Origin of the sequence: Salipaludibacillus daqingensis (assembly GCF_029891575.1) — a bacterium.
GTDB lineage: Bacteria > Bacillota > Bacilli > Bacillales > Salisediminibacteriaceae > Salipaludibacillus > Salipaludibacillus daqingensis.
Window position 1 is genome coordinate 221,538 of sequence record NZ_JARZHF010000006.1, and the last position, 14,379, is coordinate 235,916.

General features: G+C 37.3%; 14 protein-coding genes. 9 read left to right on the forward strand and 5 right to left on the reverse strand.

The annotated features are described in order from the left end of the window. The first annotated feature begins 7 nt into the window (after positions 1-7). Both QDN89_RS13380 and QDN89_RS13385 read left to right on the forward strand, forming a co-directional pair. The gene (locus QDN89_RS13380) at positions 8-451 is read left to right on the forward strand and encodes a type II toxin-antitoxin system RelE family toxin (RefSeq protein ID WP_280770651.1); all 444 of its coding nucleotides are present in this window, start codon (positions 8-10) and stop codon (positions 449-451) included. 20 nt (positions 452-471) lie between these two features. Next, positions 472-768: a helix-turn-helix domain-containing protein gene (locus QDN89_RS13385; protein ID WP_280770652.1), complete on the forward strand. Its 297-nt coding sequence runs from the start codon at positions 472-474 to the stop codon at positions 766-768. 220 nt (positions 769-988) lie between these two features. Here the strand turns inward: QDN89_RS13385 and QDN89_RS13390 are convergent, their stop codons facing one another. After that, a complete protein-coding gene (locus QDN89_RS13390; RefSeq protein ID WP_280770653.1) occupies positions 989-2,443 on the reverse strand; it encodes a YVTN family beta-propeller repeat protein in 1,455 nt (484 codons plus the stop codon). A 202-nt stretch (positions 2,444-2,645) separates the two neighbouring features. Here QDN89_RS13390 and QDN89_RS13395 point away from each other — a divergent pair, with 202 nt between their 5' ends. From QDN89_RS13395 to QDN89_RS13405, 3 genes are all read left to right on the forward strand, one after another. After that, positions 2,646-2,852 carry a DUF2933 domain-containing protein gene (locus QDN89_RS13395; RefSeq protein WP_280770654.1) on the forward strand — a complete coding sequence of 69 codons (207 nt, stop codon included), beginning with the start codon at positions 2,646-2,648 and terminating at the stop codon, positions 2,850-2,852. 72 nt (positions 2,853-2,924) lie between these two features. Continuing rightward, the gene (locus tag QDN89_RS13400; protein ID WP_280770655.1) at positions 2,925-3,197 is read left to right on the forward strand and encodes a hypothetical protein; all 273 of its coding nucleotides are present in this window, start codon (positions 2,925-2,927) and stop codon (positions 3,195-3,197) included. 29 nt (positions 3,198-3,226) lie between these two features. Continuing rightward, on the forward strand, positions 3,227-3,487 hold the full coding sequence (locus tag QDN89_RS13405; protein WP_280770656.1) for a hypothetical protein: 261 nt from the start codon (positions 3,227-3,229) through the stop codon (positions 3,485-3,487). Between the two features lie 129 nt (positions 3,488-3,616). Here the strand turns inward: QDN89_RS13405 and QDN89_RS13410 are convergent, their stop codons facing one another. Continuing rightward, positions 3,617-5,635, reverse strand: a complete 2,019-nt coding sequence (locus QDN89_RS13410; RefSeq protein WP_280770657.1) for a methyl-accepting chemotaxis protein — start codon at positions 5,633-5,635, stop codon at positions 3,617-3,619. Between the two features lie 671 nt (positions 5,636-6,306). On the opposite strand from QDN89_RS13410, the gene QDN89_RS13415 reads away from it, so the two are divergent. Genes QDN89_RS13415 through QDN89_RS13425 form a run of 3 tightly spaced genes read left to right on the forward strand, consistent with a single transcriptional unit; the run spans position 6,307 to position 9,572 of the window. Further along, positions 6,307-7,836 carry a hypothetical protein gene (locus QDN89_RS13415; protein WP_280770658.1) on the forward strand — a complete coding sequence of 510 codons (1,530 nt, stop codon included), beginning with the start codon at positions 6,307-6,309 and terminating at the stop codon, positions 7,834-7,836. Then, a complete protein-coding gene (locus QDN89_RS13420; protein ID WP_280770659.1) occupies positions 7,748-9,397 on the forward strand; it encodes a hypothetical protein in 1,650 nt (549 codons plus the stop codon). The genes QDN89_RS13415 and QDN89_RS13420 overlap by 89 nt, the downstream gene beginning before the upstream one ends. Positions 9,398-9,410: 13 nt before the next feature. Then, positions 9,411-9,572 (forward strand): hypothetical protein, encoded by a 162-nt coding sequence (locus QDN89_RS13425; RefSeq protein WP_280770660.1) that lies wholly within the window; start codon positions 9,411-9,413, stop codon positions 9,570-9,572. 131 nt (positions 9,573-9,703) lie between these two features. On the opposite strand, the gene QDN89_RS13430 is transcribed toward QDN89_RS13425, so the two are convergent. From QDN89_RS13430 to QDN89_RS13440, 3 genes are all read right to left on the reverse strand, one after another. Beyond that, positions 9,704-10,492 carry a hypothetical protein gene (locus QDN89_RS13430; RefSeq protein WP_280770661.1) on the reverse strand — a complete coding sequence of 263 codons (789 nt, stop codon included), beginning with the start codon at positions 10,490-10,492 and terminating at the stop codon, positions 9,704-9,706. A gap of 16 nt (positions 10,493-10,508) precedes the next feature. Beyond that, positions 10,509-12,344 carry a TcaA 3rd/4th domain-containing protein gene (locus tag QDN89_RS13435; protein WP_280770662.1) on the reverse strand — a complete coding sequence of 612 codons (1,836 nt, stop codon included), beginning with the start codon at positions 12,342-12,344 and terminating at the stop codon, positions 10,509-10,511. A 440-nt stretch (positions 12,345-12,784) separates the two neighbouring features. Then, positions 12,785-13,213, reverse strand: coding sequence for a hypothetical protein (locus tag QDN89_RS13440; protein WP_280770663.1), 429 nt, complete (start codon positions 13,211-13,213; stop codon positions 12,785-12,787). A gap of 260 nt (positions 13,214-13,473) precedes the next feature. Here QDN89_RS13440 and QDN89_RS13445 point away from each other — a divergent pair, with 260 nt between their 5' ends. Next, positions 13,474-14,214: an HI0074 family nucleotidyltransferase substrate-binding subunit gene (locus tag QDN89_RS13445; RefSeq protein ID WP_280770664.1), complete on the forward strand. Its 741-nt coding sequence runs from the start codon at positions 13,474-13,476 to the stop codon at positions 14,212-14,214. Positions 14,215-14,379: the final 165 nt, after the last annotated feature.

Here is a 14,379-nt window from a genome sequence, read left to right on the forward strand (position 1 = left end):
AAATTAAATGTCAGAGTACAAAAAATTTAATGTAGTGTATAAGGGAAACGTAAAAAAATTTGAAGAACAAATTTTAATTAATTCTGCTCAAGAAGTAAGAAAAGGTAAGCAAGGGTTATGGTGTAAAATAGCTGATGAATACGCTCGACAACTTACTATCATAAGTATCAACCCCTATCCGGAGGATAATGATAAGTTGACAGTTGATGCAACACCTCCATCTATAAAACAGATAATTAAACACACATCCTATAAAAACTTTTATAGGTGGGGTTTACGAGGTGGTAGGGTAGGGAATTATCGCATCATTTATGCGATACATAACTATCACAAGGTTATTCTGCTTTACCACTTTGATAAACGTTACAACGGATTAATTAAACGGAATGATCTAATACCGGCTGAGTTGAACTATAAAGATTACTGTATGGATGATCCAAACCTTTATTAAGATGAAAGGAGATAAGAATCATGAGCGACTTTTTTAAAAAATATTCTGAAATCCGTGGGGAAGACTACGTGAAAAACCTTCAATTTGAAGGGGAAATAGCTGCACAAATCAAAACTAAACGACACGAATTAAAAATGTCTCAACAACAGTTGGCTGATTTAGCTGAGATCCCTAAGTCTACAATTGGTAGAATAGAGGCGGGACTAACTAGTCCGAAATTAGAGACATTACTGAAAATATCTAAAGTACTAGAAACACCATTTGTTATTGATGGAACATTAGATAATGATAACAATAATTTATATGTACAAACGTGAATGGCAACTTGGAGGTGTGCCTGTCACTCCAGTTCGTCATGAAGAGTAAATGGGAGCGGTTCTCATGCGGCAAAAGAGCCGAAACTTTGCTTAGCCATGCGTTTGTTCCAATCCCGAGTATTCTGAAAAACGACCTGAAGTGAGCGACAAACACGTTCAGGTCGTTTTTATGTGGCAAAACTTTCGATTGATTCCTTAAAGAATCGTTCCCTTGATAACGTTAATTCAAAGTAATTTCTAAAGGATGATTTATAAATGGTTCGAATCTTAATGAGAGTTTATCTTCAGGTTTTGCCAACAAAGCTATGTTATCATCTGAAACTTTCTCAAATATAGCCAAATATTGAGGGTGATGAGAATCTTGACTTAATTCGATCCATTTTGAAATTGGAATCTCGACTCCTTGAGTGGAAGTAAGTACGACATTTTCAGCAAAGGGATTGGATGAAAGGTCACCAGAGTGTGTTTCCAACTCTATTTTTAATGTGAAATATTTAAAAGGATTTTCTCCTACCTCATTTTGAACCAGTGTTTTCGTCTCACTGTGATAAGGTGAAAGAACTGTAGCCGATATATTTACGTTTTCAGCAGAAGTTTCGCCTTCCATCAAGTTATTTTTCTTCATTTCATCACTCTCGTTGTCTTCGTTGGAAATGCTATCTTCTTCTACCATGCCTTTTAACGTCATCTCATGAGGTTCACTGCCTAACACCATCTCTTCGACAATCGAATAATCATTTTGGTCTATGATAACTAAAGTGTTGGATTCCCTATGAGTGACAAATGCTATTTCATCTTCTGGTGAAAAAGATATGTGATTTGGATAGGAGCCAGTGTCAATCGTTTCTATGATGGAAAGTGTTTCCGTATCAATCACGGATACATCATTGGAATGGTTGTTAGCGGTCCAAACTTGTTTCCCGTCATTTGTGACTGTTACTCCGTGAACACCTTCTCCAGCTTCTATTTCATCAACGACTTCAAATGTGTTCATATCAATGACGGTTACCGTATTCGATTCAACATTGGCTGCATAAGCATAATCATTTAAAGGACTTAAGGCGACTTCATTAGGAACGTCACCCACATCAATTGTTGCTAAAACTTGAAAAGTGTAAGCATCGATGGCACTGACCGAGTTTCCATTAACATTTGCCACCCAAACTTGTTTTCCATCATTAGAGACATCGACATGTGCAGGACCATCATCTGTTTCCATGCGGGTGATCTCAGTAAAGTTCTCTGTATCGATCACTGCTAATGTTCCCCCTTCTTCACCAAGCCCGCTCATTAATGAAACATAAAGGAAATCTTCGTTTGGGTGAATGTCAATCCCATGAATGCCTTCTTCAAACTCCATTTCATTTATCGTTTCCTGTGTTTCGAGGTCCATGGCACGAAGACTTTTTCCTTGGAAACCTGTACCATAGTACAAAGTTTGTCTCTCAATAGATTTAGCAATACCATGAGATAATTGTTCCGTTTCTGTCGGTATGGACATTATCGGTTCATCTTGGATGAGATCAACTTCTGACACCGATCCATCTCCTGCATTGGCTACGTAAAATACAGGAGAAGAAAGCTGTTTTGTTTGGAGTGAAATATAAGAGATGATTCCTGCAGATACGATGATAAAACTAAAGATCACCATGATTAATTTATTGTTTTTAAACATCTGTTTACCTCCTCAAATGGTTTTGTTTATTGACGACTATATATAAGGTAACGAATAAATATGGAAAAACAGTGTAGTTGTCAAAATACGCTGTTAGATAAATTTATTAATCAAATTATAATGGTTTATCGTATCTTCATGCTTTCACCATAATTTCTTCCTATACTGAAGGGGACTGAAAAAAGTAGAGGGGGAGAATGGTATGGAAAATTTAGCATTTTTGATTTTACTTATTTGTCCATTAATGATGGTAGGGATGATCATTTTTATGAGAGGAACTCATGGGAAAGAAAAACAAACGAATCAAAATAGTGCACAAGCAAAAGATCTCCAAAATAATTTAAATACACTCAAAGAACAGAATGAGCATCTCGCTAGAGAAATTGAATCTCTTAAAAGAACGCAATAATAGTTGCGGCTGATCAGCTTAATGTAACGAATCATAGATTTTATCGTGAGTCATGAAAAGGGAGGTGCGGAAGTGGAATTTACAACGATAACCTTTTTTTTAGTAATTGTCTTTATTCTCATGATGCTTTTCTGTAGAAAAGGGATGAAAGTTTCTAGTGGTGGTTGCTGTGGAACAAAGGGCGAAAAGAAGAGTTCGGCACAAAATGATCAGCGAAACGCTCATTCTAACAACAATTGTCATGATTCTTCATCTAATATGAGATCTTATCAATCTCAAATGGATACGATAGAAAAGGAAAATAACGAATTAAAAAAACAAATAGAAGAGTTAAGAAACGAATAACCTACTTAAAACAAAGGAAGGTGTATGATATGAGTACCGCAATCATTATAGCTCTCATAGCTTTGAAAGGTGTTTGTTTCATTGTTTGTTGGCGCGCAGTATCGATGTCTCGAAAGCAAGAAGAAATAGATCAAAACAGTGTGGAACAAATATTAAACGCTGAGATATCAATGGAGGAAGCCAAACATTATGAAAATAAAATGAGTCAAATGATAGAGAAAAATCACTATTTAAAAGTAGAATTGCAGAAATTATCAAACAAAACAAACCGGGACGGTTTCTCTGGTTGAACGAGTGATTAATGTGTCACTCCTAGGGTTACCCTCCCGGTCATATGAGTTATTGATGGTGATGTGTTAAGAAGAGAGTATAGGGAAGACTGACCGAAGGAACCGTTCCTTCGGTCAGTATCCATTTCGTCAAACTTTAAATTTACTAATTAATAATTGGAGATCTTGTGCTAATTCTGAAAGACCTTCACTTGACTTTGAAATTTCAATAGTAGAAGCTGATTGTTGTTCCATTGTAGCAGAAACCTCTTCTGTAGAAGCTGAATTTTCTTCAGCAATGGCCGACAAACTTTGCAACGTATTGACTATTTCGTCTTTAATATTTTTCATTTCTATTCCTGATAAATTTAAATTTTCTACTGCTTTTTCTGAAGAAGTCATCGCTTCGCTGATGGTAACATATTTTCCTTTTGTCTCTCTAACTGTTTTTTCTTGTTCGATGAGGATAGACGAGACTTTCTCCATGATTTTTACTGCTTGTTCTGAGTTTGTTTGTAACTCTTTTACTACAGTATCGATCGTTTTGGTAGAAGTAGTGGATTGTTCAGCTAATTTCCTTATTTCATCAGCTACTACAGAGAAACCTTTTCCTGCTTCTCCAGCTCTAGCAGCCTCGATTGCAGCGTTTAAGGCTAAAAGATTTGTTTGTTCGGCAATGGTTGCAATGACATTGCTTGCTTCCCCAATCTGTTTAGAACTATCATTCGTTTTCATGATGCCTTGTTCCACTTCTTTTGTAGCGTGATAATTTTCCTCCGAAATGGTTGTTAACTTGTCAATTTCTTTGAGACCTTCTGAGACAACTTGACTTACTCTTGCGGAAGCTTCGTTTAGGTCTTTGACCACAGCTTGTTCTTTTTCTACCACTTCGCCTAACAGCATAGCTTTGGAAGATCCATCTTCTGTGTTTTGAGCTTGTTCACTAGCACCTGTGGCAATTTCAGAAATGGTCACTGCCACTTCTTCGGAAGCAGATGCGGATTGTTGGGAAGTAGCTGTTAATTCTTCGGACGATGCGGCAACTTGAGTAGCTGAATGATTAATCTCTTTAAGGATTTCTCGCAAATTATTTGTAATCGTTTGCAATCCGTTGGATAATCTACCTACCTCGTCTTTCTTTTTCAGTAAATGATGTGGGACATCTTCCGTAATATCTAAGTTACTCATTTTATTGGAATGTTTCGTAATCGTGATGAGCGGGTTCGTGATCGAACTACCAATGAAAAAAGTAAGGACGATACTCAAAACTAAGATTACCAAGGTTACGATCATTACTTTGATTTGCAAAGGCGGAATGGCAGATAATACCTCTTCTTCGAATGCGTTAATGACTAAGGTCCAACCTGTCCCCTCGATTTGTGAAAAACCTGCGTAAAGTTGTTCTCCCTCGTAAGTATAATTTCCAACGCCATTTGTATCTTCTAGAAATTGTTCAAATAAATTGGCTTGGGAAGTCAAACTTGGGTCACTTTCCACGCTTTCAATTGGGTTAAATCCTTGGAAGACCAAGTCACGGTTAGGGTGAGCGATAACAGTACCCACTTCATTTACGATATAAGCATACCCTTGTTCGCCGTACCCCATATCATCAACAATTAAGTTTAAATAGTTTGCATCTCCCACTGCTACTAAAACTCCGGAAATTTCATTATTATGATACATCGGAACAGAGCTAACAATGATCATGCGTCCTTCATCATCGTCATTCACACTGATGGAAGGCGGCATCATTCCTCGTTCCCCAGCCATAGAATCATGGTAATATTCTCTCTCGTTAATGTCTACGATTTCATTATTAATTCCATAAGTATCAGAAAGGTATAAATTACCGTTCAGATCAGAAACGCCAATTCTCAAATAATCAGTTTCTTCGACTTCATTTAGAAGAATATCCATTTTAACTTCCAATTCTTCCTCAGGGTTGCTTAACTGTTCCATGTTTGTCAGGCCATCTAAATATCTAAATTCACTTTCTTGTCGGCTTTCCGTTAACCTAGCTCCTTCAGAGGATAATGATTCCAAACCAGACTCCGCTTCATTGACAATAGAGTTACTTGCATCTTGCAGAATGAGAAAGCCTAAGGATATGGAAATGACTAATATTAGTGTTGAAAATGAGAAAATTAATTTTGTTTTTATACTTTTCATTATGTTGTTCCTTTCCGTTCATTTTTTAAATACGTAATTACCTGCGGTTATATATATTAATCTATTGAAATGGTAGTGTGAAAATAGTTAGAAAGCAGAGTAATCATTCAAAGCGCTTAAATCATATGATCAGTTAATTAAACTAATCGGGTTCCCTAGAAATCATCTGATAACCCGGCTCATCAACACCGCCTCTCAAAAAGATAAACACTACCTAAATAGTGTTTTATAATACTAAAGTATTAGTTCTTAATAATTATATTAAAACCAAAAAAATATATCAATAGTACTATTTAAGGTAAAACCGGACCAAGGGGACGGTTCTTGTGGTCGAAAAGGAACGGTCCTCTAGTTTTCGTGTTAAGGAAGATAAAACTCCATTTATTAATTGTCATTAATTGCTATACGGTTGACCGATTACTGACCGAGATAACCGTACTCTTTCTCACTCTGGTAAAATAATTATGGTATAATAGACTCATATTTAAGGGTTTATTTAGGGATGGACAAATATGCAATAAAACGATTTTTTGCCTACGTCCGATCAAAGTTGAATAGTAGAAATAAATGGTTATAACCAGGTTGAATCTGATTTTTTCAGAGAGGGTAAATCACTGAAAGTGGAGGAAATTTAGAAGATAGTCGCAGTGCTAATAAATGTGAGGTGACCTATGAATACACAAGAAGAAAATACAGTCATTGATTTCGATAAAGTAATTCATTCCTATAGTCAGATCATGAAAGGTGAATTGGGTGAAGTTTATGAGAACGAGCATATTCCTGAGAAAAAACTAATGAATGCTATAAAGTCATATGGGCAAGGTATTGCTCCGAATAATGTGATAGCACTTTGTGATACAACGACATTTAAGAGTGGAAAAGAGGGATATCTAATCACGAGAGCGGGTTTCTACTACAAAGAGATCCTTTCAGCACCACTTGCGATTAACTTCAGTGAACTTGTAAAAGTAGAGAAAGTGGAGAAAAGAATTCCACGTAAAAACAAACCGGATAAAATAGAATTACAACTTGAAATTTTTGAGAACGATCAAACATTTATGATGGGGATCAATCCCAACTATATTCATGGGGAAAACTTGTATGAGTTTTTAATGGAAGTCATCGAAATGAAATCGAAAGGGAACGTCGATGAAACAGATAAAATTGTTATTTTAGAAGATATGCCTGATAAAGTAAAATTAAGTTATCTCAAGATAATCATTTTAAGTGTGTTGGATGAAGAGAGGGAAATGGATGGGGCCTCATTATCGGAAATTCAAACATTGATGGCTCAGCTCCATTTTGATGTGAATTTAAGAAGCGAAATTCGTAGCTTTATCGGAGGGTTAAATGAAAAAAAAGAAACCGTTACTTCTTTAGTAGATACGATGGGAGCCAATGTGCCATCTGGTTCAGAGGAAGCTCTTGAAATCTCTTTAGTGAAAGATCTTCTTCGCGTGAACCGCGTGAAATTTGGTCCTTGCTCCTATCGGGAATTTTCCAATCTTTCTCCTCTTTTGTCTTTATTTAAGATTGAAGATAAACAGGTGGAAGTCATTGAACAAGGGATTGTTAATGATGAAAAGATCATGCGTGGAGAAGTGAAAGACAATCAAATTATTGAGAATGCCAAGGATCTTTCAGCAAAGGCATCGGCAGTGGGCGTCCCTATCGCAGCCATTTACATGAGCGGTAGTGTGGCTGGATTAAGTGCCGCAGGACTGACATCTGGGCTAGCAGCTTTAGGTTTAGGTGGGGTGCTTGGGCTCTCCTCGATGGTGACAGGGATAGGAGTCCTTTTGGTCGCAGGGGTAGGCGTATACAAAGGCGTAAAGTGGTTAACTGGCGGGTCTGAACGATCGAAGACGCAGAAAAGAGAAATCATTATTCAGGGAATTATTAGAAACAATCAAAAAACGATTAATAATTTAGCAGAGGACGTGAATCACTTCGCAACACTGGTCGTTGATGTGGCGCTTGAGGCAGAGTTTAATAAGAAGAAGCTAGATAAACTTGGACGAGAGTTATCTATCTTCTCGCAAGCTATCAAAAAGTTATCCGAAAAAGGTGTGAACTTGGAAGAGGTTCTACATGGAGAGGAGTCAAACCCCGATGAGCAAATTTCAAGAGGAGAAAGCCTTGTTAGCTCAACGACATCAACTAAAAAAGACTGGCGATCGGTTACACGATTTATTCGATAAAGCGGAGGAAGTTTCATCGACCTCAATGGAACAGAGCACGGAAATAGATAAAGCGGAAGTTCAAATGACGGAGCTGTTTGACCTATTAGGTTTGAACAAGGAAGATGTTTCACAAGTCACTCCGTCTTCATCAATACTAGAACTTTCACAAGAGGAAAAATCGGCAGCAACAGAAACGATTGGTACATATGACGAACTTCCGCAGATTTCGGAATCAGTGGGCTGGAAAGATTATCAAAATGAGGTGAAGGAATACCTTATATCTCATGACTTGCAGTTTACCCCTGAACACGAACAAGCTTTGCTGATCGAATGCCGTGATTCTGTATTAGATGCTATGATTAAACCTTTTGGGTTGGCTAAATACTTATTCGACGACAAAGAGGGTGGGAATGTCACCACCCTCCACAATGCAGAACAAGGTATTTATGCGAAGGAAAACGAGAAATACAGTCAAGATATGAGAAACAAGCAATATGATTATAAAAAGTCTGCGGATGACTACCGAAATCGGCGAGAGGAATCCAAGGATATTTTTACGGATGAATACACGGGGAGAAAGATCCCTCGATTTCGTGCGAATGTCGATCATATTGTCCCGCTAGAAGAATTCCACCGAAAAGGTGGATTCATGTTAGGCAAAGACCAGAAACAAGCTTTCGCTAGAGATCAAAGGAATTATGCTATAACAGATCAAAGCTTAAATAAGTCAAAAAATGCAGCGAACTTCGATGAGTTCCGCTCGACCCAAGCTAACGGGAGAAAGATAGATAACAAGAAGTTCTATAATATAGATAACCGTCGAGTGAATCCTAAATATAAAAAAGCAAAACAAGCCACTGATGAGCACCGGCCAACGACGAAACAAAAAGTCACTTATTATTCAACGAATATCGCAAAAACGGGCGCTGTAGAAGCGGCGAACATGGGAAAACAACAAGCCATTGGTCTCGTGATGAGAGAACTTGTGATTGCTCTATTTGATGAAGTGAAAGACATCAAAAATCATGGATATAAAAGCGGAGATCGCGACAGCTCATTTTTTCAGGTATTAAATAAAAGGTTAACAAGAGTGGCTAAAAACGTGTTAAGCAAGTGGAAAAAAGTGATTGAAAGCTTCAAGGATGGAGCATTGAGCGGATTTCTCTCAAATATGGTCACGACGTTGATTAACATGTTTATTAAGACCGGAAAACGGACGGTGAGAATGATTAGGGAGGGAATTTATTCTCTATTCAAAGCTATTAAGCTATTAGTCCATCCTCCTAAAGATATGACGTTATCTCAAAGGGCTCACGAATCATCAAAACTTATGGCAGTAGGGATAACCGTGACAGCAGGTATTGCCTTGGAAGAAGCAGTGGATCAATTCATCGGGAAGTGGACAAGTGTATTTCCGCCACTCAATACCATTGCTAGCGCGCTGTCTACCGTCATCGTCGGTATTGTGACAGGATTATCAACAGTTCTCATCGTCCATTTATTAGATAAAGCAGATCTCTTCCACGTCCATCATGATAACGAATACGAGCACATCTTAAATCAACTAGAAACACTGTAGGGGTGATGAATGAGTGGTGAATGGGGACGGTTCTCATGCGGCAAAAGAGCCGAAGTTTGATGAATGGGAAAGGGAACAAACGGTGATGTATGAAGAAGAGGACTTCAAGCATCACCGTTTTTATTGCCGAAATTTTCGAGGAGTGTTTCCGCTAAAAAAGGGGGGACGTATTTAAAAACAGCGTCACTTCCATCTCGGTATGAAAATTGGAATTAGAATAAAGTGTGAAAAGCTATGGCAAAAAGTTCTCCCTCATCCGTGAAGGGAGAACTTTTTATTAAGAATAATTGTATTTTCCAATAAGACTTAAAACAAAGGAACAGAATTACGAATACTGTTTAACATGGAGTCAATAGCGACGATAAATACGATCATGGAAATAATCGCAAAACCAATCATGGATGTTAGAACACCATAAAAGGGATCGAGGCCTTTAGTAGTATGATTGTCGTAAGAGAAAATCGTACCATATACGGCAATTGGGACTATTAATAAAACTGGTATTAAAAGAAACATGGAAAGAAAAGACATGGAAATCAAACTAAATAAAAAGGAAGCGGATAATAAAGCGATTGGTAAAGTTAGCAAACTTCCTAATCGATTGACGAGTACTTGATAACTTGCGTTTACTTGCATCAACTTAAGAGATACTAAGATAACTCCAGACATTGTAAGCAGAGAAAGGAAGATGACAATGGTAGGAGAAACGACGATGGAACCAAACGGAACGTTAACCGGTGAGAGGTTCCGAGCTTCTGTATAAGAAATTAAAGGTAATAACAAAGAAAATAAGAAAAAAGCAATCATTCCATTTGTCATCGTTGCTTCCTGAATCGTTTTGGCGTGCTTGAACGGTGCTTTTAAAGAAGCGAGAAAGAACCCTCCGTACATTTTACTAATTACTTTCCCTTGTTTAACGTAGTCATTTTCAGGTGAACTTTGCGTCGTTTCTGTTGCTACAGGAGTAGAAGCTGTTGCTGCTACCTCCTCTTTCACTACGTGCGATTGAGAAGCGGCTTCCGTAAACGAATGACCACAACCTCCGCAGAATTTTGCATTATTTGAACTTTCTTTTCCACAATTATCACAAAACATGATAACACTCCTCCTATTATTGTTCTTCCGTACTAATTACTTCGCTTTCTAAAAGGTCTACAATCTTAAAGCCATCACTCGTTAATTTCACATCAAATGTGTATTCTTCTTCTTTAATGGAAGTTTGACCATCATCTAAATCAATCGAATAACTTTCTGTTATCATGACTTCATAAGTTATTTCGTCATCCGTTGAGTAATCCTGGTCGAATGTCGTTAAATGGGTTTTCGTGGTGTTATCATCTATCAATTCTTCCATTTCATTCTTGTTTTTTTCGATGAAATCAGTCGAGTCTTCATCGATATATAAGACAATTTCCGATGTGTCTTGACTTCTCGTTGCATCAGCAAATTCGAAGAAGTAATCAGAAAACAAATTCGTTAATTCATCTTCAATATCGTCTCGATACTGTTGTAACTGATCTTCTGAAATAAGTTCAGTAATGTCATCGTCATCGGTAATCTTGATAGGAGAAAACGTCTCATCAGAAACGGTTAGGTAATTTATGGTGCGATGATCTTCCAACTCCCATTGACTATCTTCCTCGGAAAAAATCAATGTGTAGTTTTTATAATCTGTTTCTTCTTGAATAGTGGAAGAATCATTAAACCATGATGTGGAGACTTCCCTTTGCCATTTTTCTTCTGACTCAAGGGTTAAGTACCAGGCATCTTGAGAATATTCAATATAGTGATCATCTGTGTAAACGTTTATCGATTCTAGTATTTCTACATCAGAATTTCCACTTTTTAAACGATCATAACTATCTTCTAAATCTGCTGCTAGATCTTCTATGGCTTCGTCTAATATGGAACTTGAAAGTCCAAAGTCAAGTTGATACTCATATTGGTTGCCCTCAAGGGTAATATGTTCAGTAGAAAGGTTTCCAAAAGGTGTTTCTTTTTCTAGATGTAGTTGAAGGGAACCGTCTAATACGACAGGTCCGAAGTAGTTGCCTTCAAATGGTATTGTCACCTCTGACTCATTTCCATTTACATGCAAAGAGCTTTCTCCCACATTTGTGTTTATATAAACTTCTTGAAGGTCAAATGTTAGATGGATAGGGTCGTCTTGATAATAGTGATACGAAGATATCTCGTTTTCTAGACTCACATACTCCGTATCTAATAATCCCGTTATTTCATATGTACCTACAGGAAAATCCCCTAATGAGTAGAAACCTTCAGGTGTTGCTCGCTTTTCTACTTCATCATCATTTACTAAAAATGTGGTGTCCTCATGGTTTGAATAAACAAGTAAAGGAAATGCCTCTAATGTGAATTCATACTTATCATAGAAAAGGAATGTTTTTCCTGTTTTTTGAAAAGAGAGGGAGTCAAGACCGGATGTTGTATAGTAGCCCTCGGCCGCTGATGCTTCATTTGAATCTAATACACTGATTTGTTCATCTATATACTGTTCAAATGTTCCTAGTGTCATCGTATCGCTATGAAAGTATGAAATAATTTCATTTGCATGGTCTTCTGTTAGTTCACCGTCCCAGTTTTCGGCTGTTAGATAATCTAAAACTGTATTAGCATCTTGCTCTACAACGGCATCTCGAAACCCTGCCGCCACTTTTTTACCGTCTGTTAGTGATTCTCCTACCTTAAAAAGTCCGAAAATTAAAAGACATACAGCAGCTACTCCAACAAAGATTTGTTTCTGTTTTTTTGTTAGTTTTATTGGCTGAGGTGTGGCAGGAGGCGATGGTGTTTGTTTTGTAACCGGTTTTTGATTAATTTCATCAGGTTTCGTTCCAGATGAGGTACTTTCATACTTAGTGCCACACTCTTGACAAAAGAGGGAGTTAGGATCTCGCTCAGTGCCACAGGTTGTGCAAAATTTCATTAAAAAGTCACTCCTTTAATCTAAATTTGGTTTATTTATAAGCATAATGACTCATATCATATTATTATATATTTACAATATAAATACAATGGTCATATGACTTTTATCTCACTAACGCCATGTCAATTATTGTCGTTTTTTGTGTGTAGTTTTAATCTTTATGTCATATTTCCCAGTAACTAGGCGGAGATGTTAGAATTTCGAAGAATGCATAATATGTCGAAAAAAATAAAATTTTGTGGTTTATTTGAGACAAAGGGTGAATGGGGACGGTTCTCATGCGGCAAAAGAGCGGAAACTTCACTCGGTCTGCATTAATATAGAATTAAAGTCAAAATCAAATCCCCCAACTTCATTGAGTTGGGGGATTTTCATTCCATGCCATAGTGATACACCATCTTACCTTGCGTCTCGATGAAAATGCTCTTTTCATCTCCCTCCTAATCTACTGTAGGATGGGGAATATCAATTGTATATCCTTCTAAATAACATCCCATCCGATTCAAGTCTTTTTGAATGTTTCTGAGGTTCACTCTGTATTCCTTTGAGTCATCAAACGGCATGATCGAATGGTTCCGTTCCTCTAACCAACCGGCTTCAACCAGTTGATCCACTAATCCACGAATCGACGATTGATCGATGTTGATCAACGTCTCTTCAGCAAGTTCTTCCTCTGTTTTATAGAACCACCCGCGAGTGAGGTCTGATTCCGAGTCCTCATACCATCTTTTCGCCTCGGCAATAAACTTGTCAAAGCACCTGTAATGTTCGGACCAATAAATCATCTGGTTTAAGATAATTGCAAGCTTATAGTCTCCTGTTAGTTTTACCAATTCTTCCTTAATCACTGATCGTTTGAATCCTTTCACTCTCATCACGCTCCCTTTTAATAATCATCTCTCAATTAATAAGTACAGACGAAAAATTAAAAAGGGGGAGCGTATTTAAAAAAAGGTAAATGTTCTGTGTAGGTAATCTATGGATTGCTTTGCTCTTCTGAAATCGGGTATTTGATCCTCTGCAGACCGTTTACGCGGTCAATTACGTTCCTGGTTTAATTAAAGAGGGTATAGGTATATAATAGAGGTAACTTGATAAAATCAGATGAGAAGTGTGGTGAGAACCATTGATGACTACTAGCAACTTGTATGGTTTAAGTAGAAATGATTTTTATAAAATAATTGATGTTTTTCAAAGTTTTGCAGAAATCATTGAAAAGGTTATGATATTTGGTTCTAGGGCACGGGGAGACTACAAACGAGCTTCGGATATAGATTTAGCCATTGTTTTTCGAGAAAATAGCGAACAACTTTACGAAATTAAAGATCGGCTTTCACAAGAACGTATTATTTATACGATAGATGTGCTTGATTATGACGCAATAAGTAACGATAAGTTAAAACATGACATTGATATAGAAGGCAAAACGATCTTTTCAACTAGTTCTGAAGGGAAGATGATTGATCACATGAATAAACTAAAAGCCAAATTCGTTGATTTAGAAAAGGCTAATAAAAAACTTCATGAAAGTCTGGAGAGGGATCCAAAACTAGATGATTTAGTTATTGATGCGACGATTCAGCGTTTTGAATTTACTTATGAGCTATCTTGGAAGCTGATGAAAACCTATTTAGAATATCAGGGTCATCTTGAAGTGACTAGCCCAAGAAAAGCGATGAGGCAAGCTTTTAAAGACGGATTAATTCAAGAAGGCGAAAAGTGGCTGAAAATGTTAGAGGACAGAAATAGAACTTCTCATACGTATGATGAGGAAATTGCTTTAGAGATTTATAAGCATGTGAAAGAGGAGTATGTCGTTCTCTTCGACCACCTGTTAAATGAACTAAAAGAGCGACTTTTGCAAGATTAGGTGGTGGCCGCGGGGACGATGCTTAAAGGGATCAACCGAAAGTTTTGCCACATAAAAAAGACTTGATCGTGATCATTGCTCACGTTCAGGTCTTTTTCAAATTGAGGAAATGTCCGTAAATTTTTTGATTGTCCAGAAGAAGGAAGTCGCGATACTCAGGCAAAA